The organism is Wolbachia endosymbiont (group A) of Tromatobia lineatoria (assembly GCF_964028565.1).
Lineage (GTDB): Bacteria > Pseudomonadota > Alphaproteobacteria > Rickettsiales > Anaplasmataceae > Wolbachia > Wolbachia pipientis.
In genome coordinates, this window is record NZ_OZ034791.1 from 195962 (window position 1) to 218672 (window position 22711).

Below are 22711 nucleotides of genomic sequence, written 5' to 3' on the forward strand. Positions count from 1 at the left end.
TCTGTACAGATTAAATGACAAAAAAACTCACGTATCTGGCGTCCCATGTTTAATTTTTTGCACTATGTGCACCTTATGTCTTTATAAAATTTCTAGGTTTTTACCTAATATAAGCTGAAATGCGCTTATAAAGCATTTAAAACATCAAAAAACGCCGATTTAAAAAATGGATAGTGAATAACTAGCTACCCTAGGGTTTCTTTTGCCTTTTTTTCTGTTTAGTAAATTTCTTAATGTTTATAATTTAGATTAGTTGCGGCTTAAAAGCAACTAAATCGCGGTTATTAAGCGTTTAGAATAAAAAAACGCCATACTTGAAAGTATAATGTAAGTAATTAGCCAACCACGGGGCTTCTTTTGCCTTTTTTTTCGCTTAGTAAATTTCTTAACGTTTGTAGCTAAACAACAACCGTCATCCCGCTACGTGTTAGCGGGATCTAGAGATACCGCGGCGGTATGACGTAGAGCTCGCGTTAGCTATACTTTTATGCTTACTAACTTAATAAAATTCCTGGATCCCAGTGTCTGGGCACTGGGATGACAAGAAGAAGGCACTAGGATGACAAGAAGAGGGCACTGCCGTCTTGGATGGAAACCAGTGTCAGCTACTTGGATAACAAAAAATAGGCACTGGAATTGTAAAGAGTTTGCAAATATTAGTTATTACCTGTAGGATATAGAGAAATTAGTAAGGATTTTAATAGGAATAATATGCCATCTGTTACTTTTATTTTACCTGATGGGAGTAAGAAAAGCTATGAAGCTGCAGAGGGAGAAACTCTGCTCAATTTAGCCCATAGAAGTGATCCAGATCTGCTTGAAGGTGCATGTGAAGGCTCTCTTGCTTGTTCTACATGCCACGTGATTGTTGATCCAAAATCTTATGATGCTGTAGAAACGCATAATCCCATATCTGATGAGGAAAATGATATGTTAGACCTAGCTTTCGGCTTAACAGAGACATCAAGACTTGGGTGCCAAATAAAAATCACAAAAGATATCGACGGCTTGTGTGTAACCATACCAAGGGGTACAAGAAATATATCATTGGATAAACAGGGGAGTGATTAGCTATGCGTAAGATTTTTATCTATATTATCATCTCTTTACTTTTGTTTATTCCTGTAGCGTATAGTGGTTTTTGGTATTTTTCTGCATGTAAGGTAAAAAATCTTTTAGCTGAAACAATACTATACATTAACGACGAAAAATTTGATATTTCACATGATTTTAGTGGATTTCCTTCTAACCTAATTTTTCGTGTGACAAACCCAAAATTTTCCAATGAGCAATTAACCATCTCATCTGATGCTTTATTGATAAAAAATAGATTATTTGATAAATCAGTATATATTTATACACCAAGTAATGAAGTTGATATTACTGTTCATGGTGATGAGAAAAAGAATATAAAATGCCACACAAACGATAGCAGCCACTTTGTTGTTAGACTAAATGATTTACCATCTTCGCTAAGGTTTGATAGAAATAGTACAATAATAGACTATATAGATACACTTCGTTACGAAGATTATGGATTACAATGTGATGTTTCAGAAAATCAGCAAAGTGTTATAACCGAGGTGAATGATAAAAGTAATTACATTCAATTTCATCTCAATAAAGAACTGAATGGAAATATTAAGCTAGGATTTGATTTTTATACTTATCGGTATAAAAGTACTGCAAGTCCTGAAAGTTGTATCAACACTAAATTTGATTTTGAATTTGTAAACCACATCTCAGCTTCCAGAATTAATTTCAATATAGAAAAATTTTTAATTCAAAGTAATAATTTTTCTCTTGCTGCAGATGGTGGAGTGCAAAATTACAATTTGGTTACGTCTTCATTTCAAGACAAGATTAACGTGGCCATATCAAATTATAAAGAATTAATCTCGGTTATGACTGATGACTCAAAAATTTCAGATGCGTTCGAAAAATTAATATCTTCCTTATCGGAAAAAACAACTGATGACAGCGTTCAATTTTCAATAAAGTACGATGATGATGTAGGGTCAAGCTTTATTGGAAAGTTATCCATCACTGATTTTATGAACCAACTCAACCCAATTAACCAAGGATGAGAGCAGTAGTTAGTTTACTTTTCATATTGATATTTCACTCAGGCGTAAATGCTTTTACTCTGGATAATAAACTCAGAGATAAAAGCATGGAAAAACGAGCAACAAGTTTATTTGAAATAATAAGGTGTCCAATATGTTCTGGCGAATCATTGTCTGAATCTGGATCTCAGATCGCGTATGATATGCGAGAAGCAATTCGTAAAAAAATCAATGATGGATACACAGATGAAGAGATAATCTCAGAGTTAAAAAATTCTTACGGCAATTCAATTATAATCGTACCGCCTATAAAATCTAGCACTTACATTTTGTGGTTTATTCCACTTACAACTCTGCTTATTGGGTGTTTTTTAATACAAAGATACATCAATACAACCACTTAAACCTTTTATATATAGCTAAAGTGACTTAGGTTCTCTAATTGCACATAAGTCAACAATAATTTTCACACAAATCAAAACAGCATATCTTCTCCATAATCCTTGGTAATTTTACATAAGTTAAAAGTAGCATATGGTTCTCTCCGCGGTCTGAGATGACAATAAATTTGTCAAGCCGCATTATACTTGTTAGGCGGAAGTGGACGGCAACATGTTTACCACGAAGTCTAACTAAGTTCTTGCTTGTCCCTTCCATCGGCATTGCTATCTTTATTTTCAATAAAATTATTGTCCTATGCTCTTTTGATGTTTATTGATAATAAAATTCTGTTTTATCAACCAACATCCTATGCATAATTACAGCTAATTTTCTTGCTACTGCTACAATTGCTTTTTTCATTCCTTTTTTCTTCGCAACCACAGTTTTTTAATTTAAATGTCCTCTTGGTAACTGTAAGCATTGTTTGTGCAGCTTCATATAACATACTTCTACATTCCGCTGGTCCCATCTTTGATATGCTGCCATGCCGATCAACTTCTCCAGAAGAATATTGCCTTGGTGTCAACCCTATATACCCCAGTTGCGGATTAGCCAACGAAGTAAAGCTTAGAAATGCAGCGGCTGCATGGAATATGAAACAAGCGTAGAAAAAATGTGTACCAAAAAATTTATCGGTGATCTGTGGCGAGTATGCTCAATCTCAAATTTGTTTTTCAGAGAGCCAAAAACTGTCTCAATAATCGATCTTTTTCTTAACAAAATCTTCTCATTTAGCGCCATTAATGAGTTTTTCATACCCTTTTTTATACTGGTTACAAGCTTTAACCCTCTATCGAATAATTCGTGAAAAAGATCTTTTTTGATATATCCTTTATCTCCAAACAATAATCCAGTCAATTTCTTAGTTAAATTTGGCACAGGTATCAACGTTGCCTTTTATCACCGTAACCCCTTGAATTTCGCCAGTTTCATTGATTACTAGATGTACCGAAAAACCACCCATAAGTAGTCTTTCCAATCTTTGCCAACCCTTTGAAAACTTTGTTTCTCGAGGTCCTTTTTGGATGGCAAACAGCGATAGATTATGTACGAAATCCCTGTCACTTTTGACTGTTCGCAAAACCATTGCATTAAGAGCGCTAAATACCATAAAACCCGCGATTTTAGCCTGATAAACCTACTATAGGATGGCAATTTTGGAAACGCTGATTCGTATAATAATTTCAAATAATGCACATAGAAAATTTTAAAATTGTCGCACTTGATATAGCAATATTATGGTAAAAATCTCTGAATGCGTAATCTCTGGCGTCCTGGTTGGTTTTTTACCACTTGGTAGAAGTTTTTCTGCAAAATTTTCATCGACTGTATTGCAAAAATCATCGACTATACAAAAGATTTCTGTTACTTTCTCTTTCATTGGTAACCTCCTATTTTAGGAATGAATATCAAATACCTCGGAGTTTACCCTATTTCCTTACCTTTTCTATTTTTTCTAATTTACAACTGGGGTTAGCAGTGCTGTGAGAATGGTTGAAAGCGCAAAAGAAAACCTCTCGGAAGTTAAAAATATACTGGTTGATGCAGGTTATACAGGAGAAAATTTTGCAACTCAAATAAAAACGATTATTGGAGCAACTGTAGAAGTAATAAAACGAAGTGAATTACATTCCTTTGCTGTATTGCCACAAAGATGGGTTGTAGAGCGATCTTTCGCTTGGTTAGAAAAATGCAGACGATTGTGGAAAAATTGCGAGCGAAAACTTAACACTAGCCTACAAATGGTCGTTCTTTCCTTCATTTCTCTTCTATTGAGAAGATTTTAAACAGGTTCTAAATCTTTATTTTAAAAATGTCATATTGACCACCGGTACCTGAAAATACTATTCCAATTGATCAGAGCTATCCATTTCCTTAATTTTTGTAACGTTGTCATAGGAGTACTATAACTTTAGTATCAACTATGTTTTATTGTTTTTGCATCTAAAAAAATTTAGCTTATTCAAGCAGCATTTTGCCTTTTTTTGGATGTAGGGATTTTTTAGGAATTGTCTTCTTGAATTCTATGGTATTTTGTTTAACATTGAAACAAGATTCCAGTGTCAGCTACTTGCATGACATTGTTGGTTAATATTTTATGGCTTTACGATAGCTATACAACTTATCTTAAAAGCAATATAGTGTTTACTATACAATGAATCAAAGATAGTAAGTAAAGTCTATGGAATTTCAAATCGCTACACATTTTCAACCGGCTGGGGATCAACCACAGGCAATCGATAGCTTAATTGCAGGGCTAAATAGCAATAAAAGAGATCAGGTTTTGCTTGGAGTTACTGGTTCTGGGAAAACTTTTACTATGGCAAATGTTATTGCAAGGACAAACAGGCCTGCATTAATTATGGCACACAATAAAACTTTAGCAGCACAGCTTTATGAGGAAATGAAAGGATTGTTTCCCCATAATGCTGTTGAATACTTCATTTCTTATTATGATTATTATCAACCTGAAGCCTATTTACCACAAACTGATACTTATATCGAAAAAGATTCTGCAATTAACAAAAGAATTGAGATGCTGCGTTATTCCACCGTCTGCTCCCTTTTGGAGCGCAGGGATACGATCGTAGTTGCCAGTGTTTCCTGCATATACGGTCTTGGTTCGCCTGAGAGCTACCGCAGCATGATCATACCGCTTAGTGTTGGAAATAAAATTCGTATTAATGATTTCCTGAGCAACTTAACTGATCTTCAATACAAGCGCTCTGATGCCAGGTTTGAGAGAGGATATTTCAGAGTGCGCGGCGATATTGTTGATATATTTCCTTCCCATTATGAAAATAAAGCTTGGCGTTTATCGTTATTTGGCGATGAAATAGAAGAAATTTCTGAAGTTGATGCTATAACGGGCAATGTTACCAAAGGCGTAAATAAAATCACCATTTTTCCAAATAGCTATTACATAACCCCGCGTGAGGCTTTGTTGCAGGCAATTGAACTAGTCAAAAAAGAGCTGCATGAACGCTTGGATTATTACTATTCACAGAAAAAAATTGTTGAAGCAAAGCGCCTCGAGCAACGCACTAATTTTGATATCGAAATGATGAGAACAACAGGAATATGTAAAGGTATTGAAAATTATTCGCGTTATCTCTATGGAATGGAAGCTGGGGATCCACCGCCTACTTTGTTTGAATATTTACCCAAAGACGTAATTTTATTTGTTGATGAGAGTCATGTCACCGTTCCTCAGGTTGGTGAGATGTATAGTGGTAATGAGGCGCGTAAAAAGAAATTGATCGACTATGGCTTCAGGCTCCCTTCCGCTTTTGATAATCGTCCATTAAAATTTGAAGAGTGGGAGGGAGTTAGGCCGCAGACTGTTTACATTTCAGCCACTCCCGGAAAGTATGAGTTGGCAAAGACCAGTAATGTATTTATAGAGCAAGTTATCCGTCCAACAGGGCTTATAGACCCAATCTGCATTGTAAAACCAATAGAGAGTCAAATTGATGATGTAATTCATGAGGCACAAGTGACAATAGGGAAGGGATTTTGTGTTTTAATCACTACATTGACGAAAAAAATGGCTGAAAATTTAGCTGAATATATGAGTGAATTGAATATGAGAGTGAGTTATTTGCATTCTGATATTGCTGCGCTGGAGAGAATAGAAATTATATACAAATTGAGATCTAAAGAAATCGATGTTTTAGTAGGTGTTAACTTGCTGAGGGAAGGTCTTGATATTCCAGAGTGTGGGTTGGTTGCAATTTTGGATGCTGATAAAGAAGGATTTTTGCGATCGGAAACTTCATTAATTCAAACGATCGGTCGTGCTGCGCGTAATGCTGAAGGTAGAGTAATTTTGTATGCAGATAAAATCACTGGTTCTCTGGACCGTGCATTAAGAGAGACCGAAAGAAGAAGAAAAAAACAAGAAGAACATAATATATTGCACAATATTATCCCGAAGACTATAATAAAACCTATATCAAACACCTTACAAGAGAGGGCAATAGCAGAACCGAAAGTAAATACTAATAAGGATGATTTGAGAAAGCAAATGATAGAGCATGCTAAAAATTTGGAGTTTGAAGAAGCAGCAAGAATAAAAAAATTATTGTAAGGTTAAGTAATATATGATGCTATGGGCATAGCATGAAAGTGTAAATAATTTTATTGATATCTTTATATTAATACTTTTTAAACATTTAGTACCGCGCAATATCTGCAATGGATGAGAAAAACTAACACCAGTGCTTTCAGGGTCAGGGACTTTGGCCCCAACCCTAATAAACCATTTAGATGGTTAAGATATATCTAAAAACCTAAATTTATTTCCTCAAAGCTTCTGATATATTCTTTACCTGTTGCAGATGTTTAAGCTCTGAAGAGACACTTCCCTTATGTTGCGCAGCAGGAGAACCCGTAGAACAAAAACCACTATCTCTATCAACTGCTGTTTTAGAACTAGAGTTATCAGATCTATGCTCTACAGGTAGTACCTCCCCTTTCCCCGAAATAGTACCTTGTGACGGGCCTGGATCACCATCTAGAGAACTTACAAGAGAAGTCTCTTTTGAGGGTGAATTATTTTCTGCTCTTACTATATCTGACAATGAAGAAAATAATCTAGACACAGGTAATTTTTTAGTTACAGAAGTTTCAGGAGTACTTCGCATTGTACCACGCCCTTCATCATGTTGCTTAAGGTTTACGTCATATTGCTTACTAAAAGTTGAAGAGAGCCATTTTTTCATTTTTTGAACACCACCCCCATGTTGCTTCGAAGATTCATTCTTTTGTGGCTTCGCTTTAAAACACTCATTACTACTTTTTCGATCACTTTTATCAGTAACTTGCTGTTTTTCAGATTCCTCATTAGAAACCTCAAGATTTAAGAATGTTGAATTATCCCATGCTGTAGGAAAAGGAGTCAATGATGGCCTATAGCTCACTTGCTGACCCTGAATCTTTATTAGCATACTTTCATCATCTGCCTGATCACCTTCCAATGCTCTCACACCCACCTGTGAGCAAGCCCCTTGCTCGCTTTTATCATGTTCTTCAGATTTCATACCCAAAATGTTCACATCTTTCAAACATGGAGAACGTGCAGAAAACTCAAGACTTGAGGACTTTTGATCATTCTTTGTCGTAAGTAGAATTGGTTTCGTCGATATTGTGTAATGAACTGGAGGAGTTATAACACGTGGAAAAGAAGTTAACGTTGATGGCAAAAAGTACGAATCCTCTGGCATACTTTCATCTCGTTTATCTATGTACGTGTATGAACTGGATGGCATGTCCGTTTGCTGAGAAGAAGTACTAGCCTGACCTATCTCTTCCCCCAGCACCCCCCGAAAAGGCTCTGTTTCTTTCTCTCTTTCTGATCCTTGCCTGGGAGAATCCTTTACTCCACCCTGACTCCGCGTGGGAGACTCCCATTTCATATCTGACAGTTCAGTCGATGGTGATCGCGACAATGCTCGAAAACGAAGCTCAGGGTCAATGGCCAGTTCATGGTCTTTGTTGATTACAGAGTTTTTTATTATTTTGGTTATCACACAGTGAGAAATGTACGGATTGGAAAAGTCTATGCCATATATTCCACTGCTTCCATTCACTGATAATTTTGCTTGAGTTCTACCACTAATATCATCAAGTACAGCATGATTAAATGCACGATTTATAGCACGTACCTCTTCTTTTGTTAACAATTTAATCCCCTTACCATTTTGTGTAATAGGTGTAAGAATTGAAACTACTCTCCCATTTAAAGGAGGAGCAAGTATAAAACCATCTACCATCACTTTTGTCACCGAATAAATAGATCTTATTATCATATTTTTAAATGACTTCACACTATGATCAACATCATTGCCAACTCCAAGGTCCATACCTGTAAGCCATGCCTTATACCGTGTTACACTATCAATAAAACGAGCGTCATCAAAAACATCTTTGATATATACATCATTACCTTCAACCTTCAGAGGGCTCTTAGGAACATTTTTATATCTTTCTCTCATCCTTGATAAAAACTTACTCTTAAATTGCTGACTTAATTCTTCATTATCAAATTCACCGCACCATAAATATTTTTTCTTGTCAAATGCATTAGTGAATATGCTACAAGTTGGCATACCTTCTAGAACATCTTTTTTAAGTGAAGAAGCTAAGTGAGACTTTAGATTAAAAATTACACCTTTATCTACAGGTGTTACAAACTTAAACCCATGCTGTTCATCCCAAGACCAGTCTCTATCATTGATATCAAACGGAAAAGAATTAACATCAAAAATTAGCTTAGCTGTATCCAATATTTCTGCATCATTACTTTCCTCAATGCCGTAGAATTCATGTATTATCTTCCTTTTTATACTGTCCAGATATCTTCTACACTGATACGTATCCATACTCTTATCAAATGAGACTACGATATAGTTCTTCTTGCCCTCCCTTTGCAGCTTAAAATTAGTTTTAACTGTATTAGAAAAATAATTATGTACATTAAAAGCGTTAATCAACGCCCTTACTGTTTCTATATTAGGCATACCAACCTCCCCATTTTTAAATTACAACAACTATTTTTTATTACTACCTTTTATTACCGCTACCAACTCTACTAGAGCTTGACCCGCTCATAGAACTGCTAGGCTGACGTAGCTTCTCTCGCACGTCCTTAAGTGCATCACGATGATCATCAATCCTTGCTCCTTTAACATGCGTCACTATTCCACCACCTAGCCCCTTGTTCCGGAGATCCCACTCTTTTTCTCCCTTAAAACTTTCCTTACCATTATCATTCGGCATATTACCCTCCAGTAAAAATATTATGTAATTAATATACTAAAAATAAAATTAAGTGCAAGCACTTTTTTATATTTTTTTTCAAAAAATTTTATTCACTCTTTTTCATAAAACACAAATTTCAAGATTCCAGCGTCACGCGCTGGAATGACAAGTCATTGGCAACCCTAAGTTCCCTACGTCATACCGCGATTCATTCGCGGTATCTCAAGCATAGATTCCGCTAACACGTAGCGGAATGACGAACTGTCGACATCTATCTATATGCCCCTGGATTCCAGTACTGGAATGACACCCTTTTTTGTCATCTAAGTATTAGCTATCCCCACTATGGTGTCTTTCCTACTGACTGACCTTCTGCACATTTCTCAACTTTTACATCATTAGTCAATTCTTTTGGTGGTTGAGCATTACTCACAGAACCTTCATTCTCAGGACCATTCCAAAAACCAACTGTAAGATCATATTCACAATCAGCAACAGGATTTTTAACAAATTGCTCTGAAGCCTTTCTGTCAGACATAGATTTTGGGATAGGTTGGTTCGAAGCTTTTCCGTTAGGAACAGAGCCTTGAGTAGGTTGGTTTGGAGCTTGCTTATTATTATTTTCATCGTGGTTTTTCTTTCTTTCCTTACTACTATTGCATCCTTGAACATCCTGTCTCCTCTGCCCCGTCCCCGTCGTATTCGTTGCAGTTTTTGGAGCAGGTGGACACACCTCTTTCTTCGGTTCCTCCTGCTTCGCTTTTTTCTCTTCTTCCACTTTTGGTTTTTGTGAATTTTCATGATATTTTCTTTCAAGCTCAGTAAGACGCAATAGATGTTTCAAAGGATCTGACGCAATTTCAAGTTCTGGTTTGCTCAGAACAACCGGTCTTACAAATCCTGGTGAAACTTCAAAAAGGAAAACTGGCACTTTAGGTTTTTCTCTTTCATCTACCTTGATTTCTACGTCTTTATGAACTTCTTTAATTGCTTCTAATGATGTTTTTTCTGCTTTTTTATCTTCTTTTTCTGTAGATGCCTCTACCGCAGCCGCCAACTCAACTCCAAACATCTCTGCGAACATTGTAACAATCCATCCGACAACGGCCATGTGTAACCTGAGTTTCAGATCTTGCAATGCAGTTAATCTTTCTAACGCCCTTGCAAACTCTTCTTCTGATAACTCACCACTGCCTAATTTTTCCTGCAATTCTTTTATCTCTTTGTCCAACCTCTGATTGAAACTTAAATCGCGTGCAAAAATCTTCTTGATTAACTCCTTAAGCTTGTCACACATAAATTTAATCATCGAAAGAAGCCAATTTTTTTCTTTCTTCTCTTTGAGCATTTGGTAGATTTTCGGATCATCTACATCTACTTCAAAAAGGTTGAAGAGAGATTCAAAGAAATTCCAGAAATCTCCGAGTACTCTTCTTTCACCAGTGAAGTAATCCTTATCATCACCTTCTCCGATATGTAGCTCTGCTTGAGATGACATTTCATCGATACAACTAGAAGCCTGACGCTCACACTCGAGCCTCCTGAGCAAATCTTGTCTGGTGAGCTCCTCTATGGCTGCTTTTAGTTCATTTAGCTTCTGCTCTGCAGAGAAATCTTGCTCCCTGATTTTTCCTTGGAAGATCGAGCTACCGTTTTCGTTATTATCTGAAAAATTTTCCATTATTTTTGCTCCCTCAATAAAATTACTATCTCTATTATTATCTGAAAAGCTTTCCACCATTTTTACTTCCTTCATAAAACTTAATAATTTAATTCTACAGTACTAAATATTTAAGAACTATTAATGTAAAGATGTCAATAAAATTATTTACATTTTTACACTATATATATATATTGTATCATGTGCTATTTAACCTTTCAATAATATTTTTTATTTTTACTGCTTCTTCAAACTCTAGCATGCGCTTTTCTTAAATTATCCTTATTAATATTTGCTTTTGCCTCTATCCCACTTTTTCTTGTAAAGTATTTGATATAGATTTTATTATACTCTTTGGCATAACATTTGCAACATACTTTATCTATAAATGGAAATTATTATACTTGCAGCTAGACACAATTTGAAATAATTTACACTATAAAGTTAAGGAACGAGATCCCAGATACAAGTGTCTGGGCACTGGGATGACAGGAGGGGGGGGTGGAATGACACCAGTATGGTTATTAATTGAATAAATAACCTCCTTATTTTCAGAAATCATTGGCAAACAAATGTGATGCCATATGTTTTTTGGCTTAGATAAGAGGTGCCCAGTTAAGTCTTCCAGGTGGAGCCTATGCATCACAAGCACAATTACTCCTTTTTTTCTATCGTTGAGTCTCGTTACTAAAGTCTGATCGAACCAGTTTGTGGCACGTTTTCTAAATGTTTCACTCAAAGCTTGAGCAGGGTTAAGCGGATCATCCACAATAATAGAGTCACCACCTTCACCGGTTAATGTTCCTCCAACTGATGTTGCGATTCTGTATCCTCTCTGCACTGTTTGGAATTTATATTTAGTGTTCTGGTCTTTGGATAGTTCTACCTCTGGAAATAGTTCTTTATACCAATCAGATTGCATTATGCACCTGGTATCAAGCGAATGTTTTTCACTAAGCAACTTAGAATAACTTGCAACTATTATTCTTGCAGTTGGCTGATTTCCCAGTATCCATGCGGGCCACGCAACACTCATACATATGGACTTCATTGAACGCGGAGGCATATTGAATATTATGCGCCTTACTTCGCCAGCATTCGCTGCTTCCAGCCTGTCTGCTATGACTTTTATGTACTGATAATCATTATACTCACATCCCGGCACCACTGTTTGAAAGCACAGTTCAATGAATTTTAGAAAATTTATATTATCCATATGTGTATTTTAGTGAATGGAATGTAGACTTTAATAGTTTTGATTTGTCTTGTAAGATTGAGGTGTTACAGTGACAGGCTTACAATGCTGCTAATTTAGTAAATAACCTACGAGTGCTATTTCTTCAACTTTATCGAAGTAAAGAATTGATTTCCATTGCGGTAAATGAGCAACATTATTGAATCTTTACCGTTTTTCTTTACTGCTGAATCAACTTGTTTTTGAAAATCATTAGTATTTTCTATATCGGTTCCATCTAATTGGATAATAATGTCTCCTTTTTTAATACCACGCAACGTGGCATTACTGTTACTATCTACATTGGTAACTATCACACCTTTTGTAGGTACATTATTTTTACTTTCTTTTGATTCTTTTGGCAGATTTGAAACAGTTAAACCGGTTACATAATCAGATGTTGATTTATTTTCTTCTTGATTGTTATCTTGGCCATCATTTGTAGATTCTCCGATCACAACTTTAATATTAACCTCTTTGCTCTTTCTAAGTAACTTAACTTGCACTTTTTTCTCAGGTCCAGCTCTTGAAACCATTTGAGGTAATTGTGTCATTCTATCGATTTTTTTACCGTCAAATTCTAATAATATATCACCTACTTTAATCCCACCTTTTTCTGCAGGACTATCCTTTACTATACTTGCAACCAATGCGCCTTTTATATCTTTTAAACCCAAGGACTCAGCAAATTCTTTCGTTATAGGCTGAACTTGCACACCAAGCCAACCATGTTTTATTTTTTTGCCACTTTTTAATGTGTCAATAATTGACATAGCTAAATTAGATGGTATGGCAAAACCTATACCCACGTTGCCGCCAGACTCAGATGGAGAATAGATAGCAGTATTAATACCTATAACTTTTCCATTTAAATCAAATAACGGTCCTCCAGAATTACCCCTATTAATTGCAGCATCAGTTTGAATAAATTCATTCATAGTGCCAATACTAATGTTCCTGGACCTTGCAGATATAATTCCTGTGCTTACAGAGCCACCCAAACCAAATGGGTTACCTATTGCCATAACCGTATCACCAACCCTTGCTTTATCAGAATCACCAAATGCAACAGAAGAAAGATCTTTATCAGAATTAATCTTAAGCACAGCAAGATCAGTTCTTGCATCATAGCCTAAAACTTCTGCTTTGAAATAAGTATTATCGTTCATAGTAACTGTGATATCTTTGGCGTTTTTAATAACGTGATAATTGGTTACTATAGTTCCACCTTTATCTATAATAAACCCAGAACCAAGCAACACCACCTCTTTGTTAACACTAGGGCCCCTATCCATAAAAAACTGATCAAAATGCTCAAAAAACTCTCTAAAATCATCAAAAAAATTATTTCCTGGCATAGATGGAACTCTAGTTCTGCTGTTATTTTCTTGTTTGATGATTTGTTCGCTTGAAATATTTACAACCGCAGGAATGAGTTCTTCCACTAAATCGGCAAGTCCTTGATTACAGTTGCATGCAGTAGTGCTAGCATCAACGACCTTTTTTGCATTCCAATCAAACATATTAGCATACGAAGAAAACGCAATTAGAAAATATGCAAATATAGATAAAATAAATGCCTTACTTTTCATAGACTATTTCCACCCCTTATTTAAAATATCTAAAAAGTTATTGTTTGGTGAAAGTACAAATTTAGTATTATTTTCGACAAATGATTTACTGTAAGCGCTCATAGAGCGATAAAAGTTAAAGAACTCTTCATCGACCTTAAATGCCTCATTATAAATTCTAGTTGCTTCAGCATAACCACGGCCCCTTATTTCGTACGATTCTTTTACTGCACTAGAGATAATTTCCCTTTTTAATTTATCAGCTTTTGATCTAACTTCCTGCCCAGCTTGCTCTCCTTCTGCTCTAATTTCTTTTGCTTCTTTTTCCCTTTCAGTTTGCATACGGCGAAATATTGCAGAACTATTTTCTTCTGGTAAGTCTGCTCTCTTAATTCTTACATCTATTATTTCTATGCCAAATTTTTCAGCTTCAGAATAAACTCCACGCTGAATCAATTGCATAACCTCTGATCTTTTTTCATTCAACAAGCTAATCAACGAAAATCTGCCTATATTTTCTCTTATGTGTGCTTCTATAACCGGATATAATCTTCTAACCAGCCCTGATTCATTCCTCACAGCCTGGTAAAAAATAACAGGATTTGTTATTTTATATTTTGCATATGCATCTACTATAATACGTTTTTGATCCGCTGTTATCACTTCCCTTGGGATCTTATCAGGACTTAAATCTAAAACTCTTTTATCAAGAAACTCTACACTATTTATGAATGGCAACTTAAAATATAAGCCACTTTCCCTAACATCCCTTACAACTTTACCGAGTTGTATAACTATCGCTTGCTTTGTTTCTTGCACAACAAATATTGAATTAAATAAAACAATCAATAAAACAACAAATACAGAAACAAAAACAATTTTAATATTACTACTCATGGTTATTTTCCTAAATTTGTAAGAGGTAAATAAGAAAACATACCTTTCAGATCATCAGTTACAACAACTTTGTCTACCTTACTGAAAATATTTTCCATAGTTTCAAGATAAATACGATTCTTAACGAGAGAAGGATTCTGTCTATATTCCTCATAAAGAGATAAAAAGCGATTTGCATTACCTTTTGCTTCATTTATTATTTCATTTTCATATGCTTGTGCATCTAATTTTATCTTTATCGCTTCACCCTTTGCTCGAGGTATAATATCATTATTATAAGCATATGCTTCGTTTATAGTACGCTCTTTGTCTGCACGAGCACTTTGTACATCTCTAAACGAACTGATTACTTTTTCTGGTGGATCAATTTTTTTCATTTGAACAGATAAAATTTCTATACCCATTTGGTATCCATCAAGAATCTGCTGCAATAGAATTCTAGTATCTCTAGAAATTTCTGGTCTGCCTTGACCAAGTGCAAAAGAGATCGTATTTTTACCTATTATTTCTCTCATGGCACTTTCAGCAGCATTTTTAACACTGAAACCGGGTTTGTAATCCCGCACTTTGAATAAATAGTCCTTAGCATCTCTAACGCGCCACTGAACCTCGAAGTTAACGTTGACTATATTTTCATCTCCAGTTAGCATCACGCCTTCACCGCGATCTGTATCTCGCCCATAAGAACTACTTACCCCAATTTCTTCACGATTTACTTCCTTAACGTTCACTTTAAAAACCTTGCCAATAGGGTAGGGGAAGTGATAACGCAAACCAGGTGTTTCTGTATTAGAATATTTACCAAAGGTAAGTTCTATACTTTCTTCACTAGGATGGACAATATAAAAGCCAGTGCAAGCATAGAACAGCAAAATAATGAAAATGATGAAATAAGGTTTTTTGCCCCTGTTTCTGGTTAATCCATTAAGAAAGAACCTTATATCAGATACAGCTTTACTTAAAATATCTTCATTATTAGGAGTTTTGTTCCCTACCGGTTTCTTTCCCAGATTCCAAGGATTATTATCATCAAACATAATGATTGGTTCTATAATTAATACGCTAATATTACTTCTTTAATAAGAAAATGCAAACATAAATTGCTATTTTATTTACAAATTAATCATCAGGATGGAAAACATGATCGTACACTTCCTTTTCTCTATGTAATATGGTCGACTCTATGGAATTTTCTGGCTTTTTTTTGAATTCTTTGTTGTCACTCTTTAAGTGCACTACGTCTTTGTGAAAATGGGAATTATATCTAAATAGTAAAGCTATTATTATTAAAGTTATAACAGCCAAAAAGATGAGTGTTCTTTTTCTATACTTCATAAATGCTGCAGCTTCTTGACCTAATTTTCTATGTTACCACAAAACACGTCAAGCGAAATTATTTGAAGACAAATAAATACTGGCAATCAATTTAACACTAACTTAAGAATCGAGGGTGTACAATATAATATATTTAATTAATAGTGAGGTTTAAAATGTTACATAATGAAAAAAAATCAAATTCTGTTGGAACTCAACAAAACCAACCAGAAGATAGTTTTGATTTGAATAAAACGATGCAAAATCTACCAAATTCAGATATTGCTAATGATCACAAGAAGCTAAAAGAAAGAATGACTGACCTGTTAAAAGGAGATACAGAATTCTCTAAGATGAAACAAGGAGATAAGATTCTTGTAGTAAGTACAGCAAGTGGGTTATTTACGGCAGTACTACCACTTTTGGCAGTTGGTGCAACACTTGCTATACCGGGTGCTATAGTTGGTCTTGCTTTATATTTCGCTGTAAAAGTCGCTGTAAAAGCAGTTCAATCTGGATATAAAGGGCTCAAGTGGTCAGCAGAAAAAACAGTTGATGGGGCGAAATATACTGCTGGGAAAGTTAAGGACGCATCAACATACGCTGCCGGAAAAGTTAGAGATGGTGCTATGCATGTTAAAGATAAGGTGAAAGAAGGTTATGAACATTCAGTAGATTCACTGAAAAAAGGCGCTAGTTTTGTAGGCGAAGGAGTGGCAAATAAGTTCCATAAGGCATCTGGTGAGACGGACTATTTAGATAAGGTAAAAAGGTTTACTCCAGATGCAATTAAGAAATCTGACGAAATAAGAAATGATATGAAAGCAATTTTTGCTGATAAAGGAAATAATTCTTGGTTAGTGAAAAATATACTTTCTGGAATATCGTCAGAAATTGATTTAAAAATGGCAGAGAAGGCAAAATCAGGGGAGATTGAACATACTTCTGGATGGCAAGTACAGAAAGAATTCATTAATAATTTAAATGAAAAAAGCTTGCATAACTTGTTAACACAAAGGTCATTACCTAAAGGTAGTTATTTCATCGACAGTGTTTTCTCTGAACATCACGATGAAATTAAGAAGGTTATTAAAGAATGTAGAGAAAATCATTTGTACTCAAGCGTAAGCAATATGTTTGACAGAGCAGAGAAAAAAGCTAACAGGCCTTCTGTCAAAAGTTTAACTAGGTCTGTGTCATCATCATTCTCTTCACTGGGAAGAAAAGGCTCTGAACAATCTAACAGCTTGTCAAAAAGCAATTCACTAAATTCTATAGGAACTGAAAGTACTGCTACTGTCTCTGATTCAGATTCTCAGAACTTTGCAACAGTCCGTAGAAGCAATTCATCTAGTAGCTTAACTCCTAAGCTTACTCCAGTTGCTCCACCAGAACTACCTAGAAGCGCCTCATTGACTAACTTAAATGGACAAAGTTCTTTCAGTGAAGATGTTCTCAGTGATCCTATTGTGAAGCAAAACCTGGATAGTTTGAGTAACAGAACTCTCACTCACAGTAATTCTACTGATAGTGGAATGGGTTCTGGTTCTTCTACGCTAACAAGAAAACAAGTTCTTCCTTTAAAAGAAGAATTTGATAGAGAACTCGAAGAAAAGTTGGCAAAACGACGCGCATCTCTAGATCAACCTAGTGCAGAACCTGTCAACTCAAGAGCTACAGCAACTCCAGGAACAGTGTAATAAGTAAAACTTCTACCTTCTCCAAAAGGATGTTACTCAATGAGTAACGTCCTTTTTTTGTTTTTAAACTATAGAAAAATCCTAGATCCCAGCGGTATGCGTACAACCGTATGAACATTGTGATTTCTCTGCTAGGAAAGGTGTCATCCGAGTAGCTGACACTGGGATGGCTTTGTTGCATCGCTACTTATGAAAGGCTAACTATAGTTAGGATTATAAGCAACCTATTGAAAATCTTGTTTTTTTGCAATCAATCTGATCAAATTTAAGAATAGTAATTTGTTATTTATATTAATAAATTTAATTCTATTGAAAATAGCTAAAGCATTGAAATTCTTGAATTTTAGCCGGATTGGTAAATGGTAGTGAAATTTCTTTTACTCAAATTTAGGTATTCATTGACCGTTCTTGTTATAAATACCAGAATAATAAGCTACTGATATTCGCTATCTTTTTTATCTTTATCCATCATAGCTAGCGATGCAACAAAGCCCACTGGGATCCAGGAAAGTTTGCTTGTTTACAAGCAAACTAGCATAGAAAGTGGTTACAACGTTTTCGATGAGATTATATGGAAAACTGGATTCCAGTGTCAAGCACTGGAATGACATCACAGGGGCACTGGGATGACACCTTTACGTTTGAGGCAAACTAGCTATAACACTTAACATACTACCTTTGCAAACAAATGTTCATACAGTACGCGCTGGCGTTATTTTCTCTTGATGAATAAATCTCGGTAGAGTATAGTAGCAATGCATTTATGTAGCTACTAATGAATAATTTAGTTTTGGTTTATACAACTTTTTCAAATTTTGAGGAGGCTAAAACTGTTTCTGAAGAATTGTTAAACGAGAAATTAATTGTATGTGTAAATATATTTCCCGAAGTGAATTCTCTGTATTTATGGGAAGGTAAAATTAGTAATAGTTGTGAAGTAGTGGCAATTATGAAGAGCAGGAATGATCAAGTTGATAAAATTGTAGAAAAAATCGAAGCAATGCATTCTTATGATCAGCCAGCTATTGCTGTGATGCCCATAGAAAAAGCAAATAAATCTTTTACTAATTGGGCTAATAGTGTTATTGATGTAAGTAGTATTGGGGTGTAGCCAAGTGGTAAGGCAGCGGTTTTTGATACCGCCACGCGAAGGTTCGAATCCTTCCACCCCAGCCATATTGAAGTGGGTGTGAAATGATATCACTTTTCTATAAATTAAGATTATTGAATTATATATTAGGTAGTCTCAAAGATATAATTGTGAAACTGTTTCTCTTCACAATGTATCTTTACACATTCAGCATTGTGCTCATGTTTCTCAGCAATGGTTTTTGGTATGCTGTAGAATTTTGCTCTTTCAAAAATGCGTTTTACCGTTTGTTTCAATATTGCAAGTGGTATTATGAAAATAGGGAAGATCTCGGTTACGGAATTTCTATTCGAATATTAGTGGCGTTTCTTACTCCGCATTTTCTCTATAAATTATTACTTGGCACAGGCTGGAAGTCCTTTTTAAAGGAAAAGATAATACAGATACTCAACACAAGAAGAAAAAAGGGTAGTGAGTTCAGTAACAGTAGCAAACCAAGTGGCAGTAGTTATAGTGATAAGAATAATTACAGCAATAACAGTGGTAACAATGAGCGTCAAGCTCAAGATGCAAAGCGAAAAGTGAACATGATAAAGCAGCTATTAATCAAAGATATAGAGGCAACTATAGATAGGAGATTGAATTATATTTTTTTCGGTAAAAGGAGTAAACCTCATTAAGTATATAAAAAGGCTTTATCTAGTAAGGCTTTTTAAGGTTGGCTGTATTTTATTTTTTACGTATACCGGATCACAATCAGCCAATATACATGTGTGCACAAAATCTTGACTAAAGTCTGATAACCAAGAAATTGCCTTACGTTTTTCTACCAAGCTTTCTGTTTTTTTGCAGTGACTTGCTGCATCAATCATTGCCTGCGCTATTACTGATTTCCACAGCAAATAATACCTTTGTATATCATCTGACGTACTATTTGTTTCATAGTGGTTAAAAAATTCTTTAAAATTGAAGTTGTTTGACATAATGATACCTCTTTGGATTGAAATTTGAAATGATTTGAGTTTATGTCGCCACAGCAGATTCCGCTAACAAGCAGCGGGATGACGGTTGTCAGGCCAGCGCCCCTATGATGTCATTCAAGTAGCTGACACTGGTTCCTTTATGACGGCAGTGCCCCTATGGTGTCATCCCAGTGCTTGACACTGGGATGACACCATAGGAGGCTGCTTGGATGACAAAAAAAGGAGCACTGGAATGACAGCAATCTACGTCATACCGCGATTCATTCGCGGTATCTCAGCCGCTAACAAGAGATCCCGCTAACAAGCAGCGGGATGACGGTTGTCGTTTAGCCATAAACATTAAGAAATTTACCAAATGAAAAAAAAGGCAAAAGAAGCCCCGTGGTTATTATCCGCTTTAAAATATTGGCGTTTTTTATGTTTTAAACGCTTGACAAGCGAGATTCAGCCGCTTTTAATTGCAACTAACTTACGCTGCAAATGTTTAAGAAATTTACTAAGCAGAAAAAAAGACAAAGAATCCCCGAGTTAGCTAGTCTTTTACTATCTCTGTCGAGTATTGGCATTTTTTGATGTCTTGTAACGCTTTATAAGCGCGTTCAGCTTATTTAGATAAAAATCTAGATGTAAATGAAGTTTTGTAAAGACATACAGTATCTATATACTGCAAAAAATTGAACATAAGACGCCGATACATTAAGTAATCCTTACCTTTTAATCTGCAGATTGGCGAAAGCAAATACAATAGCTTCAGTTTCATGATAAGGGGGTTGGCGAAGGGTGTCAAGTAAGTTTTTTTGTTTCTGCGGGCTACCTGGTTTTTCTACTGAAATTTTGAAAAATGTAATCTACTCCTATATTCAAATATATCAAGCAGTAATTCAAAATCAGCCATTGCGCCTTTTGCGTTATTATACGCGAGATTGAGCAGCTCTTTGTCCTGATATAAATCAGCAAATTTAAATTCCATACATCCTGATTGTTTTGTGCCTAAAATATCTCCACTGCCTCTTAGCATCATATCCCTTTCAGCAATGTAAAATCCATCTTGTGACTCACACATGATCTTTAACTTTGAAGATGAGCTTTTACTTAAATTATCGTATAATAATACACAAAAAGATGGCTTGTTTCCTCGCCCTACTCTGCCTCTTAACTGATGCAATTGTGATAACCCAAATTGCTCTGCATTTTCTATAATCATGATGGTTGCATCTGGCACATCTATACCAACTTCTATCACAGTGGTTGCAACAAGCAGAGAAAATTCATTCCTTTTGAAGGAAAACATAACTTGATCTTTCTGCTCCTGAGTCAATTTTCCGTGTATTATCCCGACTTTATCAAGAAATGTTTTTTGTAATTCCTGAAAACGCATCTCTGCTGCAGCAATATTGGTCTCTTCGTTTTCTTCTATATATGGACAAATCCAATATGCTTTTTCGCCCCTGTTTATAGCACCTTTTAGCTTTTCAATAACATCTGGCACCCTACTAATGTTCATAGTTACAGTTTTTATTGGCAATCTGGATTTTGGTTTTTCTTTCAAAATTGAACATTCAACATCACCATACATAGCTTGCTGCAAGGTTCTTGGAATGGGAGTTGCAGTAACGAAAAGTATATCGGCATTTTCTCCTTTTCCTACCAAGCGATTTCTCTGCATCACTCCAAATCGCTGTTGCTCGTCTATGACTGCAAGCCCTAAATTTTTAAATGTAACGTTAGCTTGAAATAGTGCATGAGTGCCAATCACTATATTTAAAACACCACTTGCAAGTTCGTTCATGATAATCTTTCTTTCCTTGCGCGAAGTTTTACCAGTAAGCAGCGCAACTTTTATATCGGTACAGGATAAAACTTCCTCAATCCAATTATAATGTTGCTCCGCCAAGATAGTAGTCGGTGCCATTAGAGCTGCCTGCATGTTGTTTTCTACCACATTTATCATTGCAAAAAGTGCAACTACGGTTTTGCCACTACCAACATCACCTTGCAGCAAGCTTATCATGCGATACTTGGATTTTTGTCTCTCTGAGATCTCATCTATTGCACGAGTTTGATCATTTGTTAATTGAAACGACAATTCATTTAAAACTTGCTCTTTGTATTTACTTAATATTATAAATTCTCTTCCCCTTTCTTTCACATGATTTTTTCTTGCAAGTTTCAGCGCTAGCTGATACGCAAACAATTCATCATAAGCAAGCCTTTTTCTACAAACCTCAGCTTCCGCCAATGAGCTTGGTCTGTGCAACTTTATGATGCTTTCCCTCCAACTTAACCATTTTTTTTGCTTGATTAATGTATCATCTATCCACTCTGGTAAATCAGGCAATTCCTTTAGATTAGAGCTTATTATGTTCCCAATGCGCTTATTGGTAATGCCACGGCATAATTGGTAAACTGGCTCTATGCAAGCTATTTCTTTAAATTGGTTGATGTCAAGCGACACGTAATCTGGATGAGTAATTTGCCAATGTTCAGCAAATTTTTCGAGTTTGCCACTGATGATCACATTCGCTCCAATTGGAAATAGTTTATATAAATACTTAACTGAGTAATTAAAAAAGACTATGAATATATACTGACTCTCACTTTCAACGACTATTTTATATGGTCTACCTCTAAAAGTGGGCGACTGATGTTCATAAACTTTTGCAATGAAAGTTGTAAATTCTCCAACTCGAGCATCAGATAGTAACTTGCTTCTATCCACATAACTAAGTGGCTTATAAAACAGCAGATCCACCACCTTGTCCCCACCACAAAGTTTAGGTAATATTGCGGAATGAAATTTAGGTATATTCTCCAGCCTGCTATTTAGAAAAATCTGATTGCTCATTGAGATTCATACATGTGTAAAACTGTTATAGAGCCTTTTTAAAATCTTGTCACCTTATGGTCAGGTATGCACTATAGCTAGCACAGCTCTCTAACGTTATACCGCGATTCATTCGCGGTATCTTAGCCGCTAACACGTAACGGAATGA

At 35.6% G+C, this 22711-nt stretch carries 17 protein-coding genes, 1 tRNA gene and 3 pseudogenes; 9 read left to right on the forward strand and 12 right to left on the reverse strand.

Features of this window, described 5'->3' with window-relative positions:
- The first annotated feature begins 711 nt into the window (after positions 1 to 711).
- The 3 genes from ABWU48_RS01040 to ABWU48_RS01050 are packed head-to-tail and all read left to right on the forward strand — an operon-like array spanning position 712 to position 2470.
- Complete coding sequence (locus ABWU48_RS01040) at positions 712 to 1071, forward strand: ferredoxin family 2Fe-2S iron-sulfur cluster binding protein (protein ID WP_155969176.1); 360 nt, start codon at positions 712 to 714, stop codon at positions 1069 to 1071.
- A gap of 2 nt (positions 1072 to 1073) precedes the next feature.
- Positions 1074 to 2087 (forward strand): hypothetical protein, encoded by a 1014-nt coding sequence (locus ABWU48_RS01045; protein ID WP_264705958.1) that lies wholly within the window; start codon positions 1074 to 1076, stop codon positions 2085 to 2087.
- A complete protein-coding gene (locus tag ABWU48_RS01050) occupies positions 2084 to 2470 on the forward strand; it encodes a cytochrome c-type biogenesis protein CcmH (RefSeq protein ID WP_015589263.1) in 387 nt (128 codons plus the stop codon). Before ABWU48_RS01045 ends, ABWU48_RS01050 begins: the two co-directional genes overlap by 4 nt.
- 344 nt (positions 2471 to 2814) lie before the next feature.
- On the opposite strand, the gene ABWU48_RS01055 is transcribed toward ABWU48_RS01050, so the two are convergent.
- Positions 2815 to 3063 carry a transposase gene (locus ABWU48_RS01055; RefSeq protein WP_353288411.1) on the reverse strand — a complete coding sequence of 83 codons (249 nt, stop codon included), beginning with the start codon at positions 3061 to 3063 and terminating at the stop codon, positions 2815 to 2817.
- An 11-nt stretch (positions 3064 to 3074) separates the two neighbouring features.
- Positions 3075 to 3888: pseudogene (locus ABWU48_RS01060) on the reverse strand (IS982 family transposase).
- Between the two features lie 133 nt (positions 3889 to 4021).
- Here ABWU48_RS01060 and ABWU48_RS01065 point away from each other — a divergent pair.
- Both ABWU48_RS01065 and uvrB read left to right on the forward strand, forming a co-directional pair.
- Positions 4022 to 4294, forward strand: a pseudogene (locus ABWU48_RS01065) (transposase); the annotation flags it as partial.
- A 395-nt stretch (positions 4295 to 4689) separates the two neighbouring features.
- Complete coding sequence (gene uvrB, locus ABWU48_RS01070; RefSeq protein WP_353288412.1) at positions 4690 to 6597, forward strand: excinuclease ABC subunit UvrB; 1908 nt, start codon at positions 4690 to 4692, stop codon at positions 6595 to 6597.
- Between the two features lie 208 nt (positions 6598 to 6805).
- Here uvrB and ABWU48_RS01075 read toward each other — a convergent pair whose 3' ends face one another.
- From ABWU48_RS01075 to ABWU48_RS01110, 8 genes and pseudogenes are all read right to left on the reverse strand, one after another.
- Positions 6806 to 9028, reverse strand: a complete 2223-nt coding sequence (locus tag ABWU48_RS01075; RefSeq protein WP_353288413.1) for a hypothetical protein — start codon at positions 9026 to 9028, stop codon at positions 6806 to 6808.
- 43 nt (positions 9029 to 9071) lie between these two features.
- A complete protein-coding gene (locus ABWU48_RS01080) occupies positions 9072 to 9287 on the reverse strand; it encodes a hypothetical protein (RefSeq protein ID WP_353288414.1) in 216 nt (71 codons plus the stop codon).
- Positions 9288 to 9612: 325 nt separating this feature from the next.
- Entirely contained in the window at positions 9613 to 11010 is a 1398-nt protein-coding gene (locus ABWU48_RS01085; protein ID WP_353288415.1) for a hypothetical protein, read from the reverse strand.
- A 397-nt stretch (positions 11011 to 11407) separates the two neighbouring features.
- Positions 11408 to 12145: pseudogene (locus ABWU48_RS01090) on the reverse strand (hypothetical protein); the annotation flags it as partial.
- A 116-nt stretch (positions 12146 to 12261) separates the two neighbouring features.
- Positions 12262 to 13755 (reverse strand): DegQ family serine endoprotease, encoded by a 1494-nt coding sequence (locus ABWU48_RS01095; RefSeq protein ID WP_353288416.1) that lies wholly within the window; start codon positions 13753 to 13755, stop codon positions 12262 to 12264.
- Between the two features lie 3 nt (positions 13756 to 13758).
- Positions 13759 to 14631 carry a protease modulator HflC gene (gene hflC, locus ABWU48_RS01100; RefSeq protein ID WP_353288417.1) on the reverse strand — a complete coding sequence of 291 codons (873 nt, stop codon included), beginning with the start codon at positions 14629 to 14631 and terminating at the stop codon, positions 13759 to 13761.
- A gap of 2 nt (positions 14632 to 14633) precedes the next feature.
- On the reverse strand, positions 14634 to 15668 hold the full coding sequence (gene hflK / locus ABWU48_RS01105) for an FtsH protease activity modulator HflK (protein WP_010962866.1): 1035 nt from the start codon (positions 15666 to 15668) through the stop codon (positions 14634 to 14636).
- A gap of 82 nt (positions 15669 to 15750) precedes the next feature.
- Positions 15751 to 15966 carry a hypothetical protein gene (locus ABWU48_RS01110; protein WP_006279848.1) on the reverse strand — a complete coding sequence of 72 codons (216 nt, stop codon included), beginning with the start codon at positions 15964 to 15966 and terminating at the stop codon, positions 15751 to 15753.
- Positions 15967 to 16121: 155 nt separating this feature from the next.
- Between ABWU48_RS01110 and walE1 the strand changes: the two genes are divergently transcribed.
- From walE1 to ABWU48_RS01130, 4 genes are all read left to right on the forward strand, one after another.
- Positions 16122 to 17645, forward strand: coding sequence for an actin bundler (gene walE1 / locus ABWU48_RS01115; RefSeq protein ID WP_353288418.1), 1524 nt, complete (start codon positions 16122 to 16124; stop codon positions 17643 to 17645).
- A gap of 775 nt (positions 17646 to 18420) precedes the next feature.
- The gene (cutA, locus tag ABWU48_RS01120; protein WP_006279213.1) at positions 18421 to 18756 is read left to right on the forward strand and encodes a divalent-cation tolerance protein CutA; all 336 of its coding nucleotides are present in this window, start codon (positions 18421 to 18423) and stop codon (positions 18754 to 18756) included.
- Positions 18747 to 18821 (forward strand) — tRNA-Gln (locus tag ABWU48_RS01125). Before cutA ends, ABWU48_RS01125 begins: the two co-directional genes overlap by 10 nt.
- 135 nt (positions 18822 to 18956) lie before the next feature.
- Entirely contained in the window at positions 18957 to 19415 is a 459-nt protein-coding gene (locus tag ABWU48_RS01130; RefSeq protein WP_022626355.1) for a hypothetical protein, read from the forward strand.
- A gap of 15 nt (positions 19416 to 19430) precedes the next feature.
- On the opposite strand, the gene ABWU48_RS01135 is transcribed toward ABWU48_RS01130, so the two are convergent.
- Both ABWU48_RS01135 and recG read right to left on the reverse strand, forming a co-directional pair.
- A complete protein-coding gene (locus ABWU48_RS01135; protein ID WP_007549783.1) occupies positions 19431 to 19718 on the reverse strand; it encodes a hypothetical protein in 288 nt (95 codons plus the stop codon).
- Between the two features lie 823 nt (positions 19719 to 20541).
- The gene (gene recG, locus ABWU48_RS01140; protein ID WP_209472617.1) at positions 20542 to 22563 is read right to left on the reverse strand and encodes an ATP-dependent DNA helicase RecG; all 2022 of its coding nucleotides are present in this window, start codon (positions 22561 to 22563) and stop codon (positions 20542 to 20544) included.
- Between the last annotated feature and the right edge of the window lie 148 nt (positions 22564 to 22711).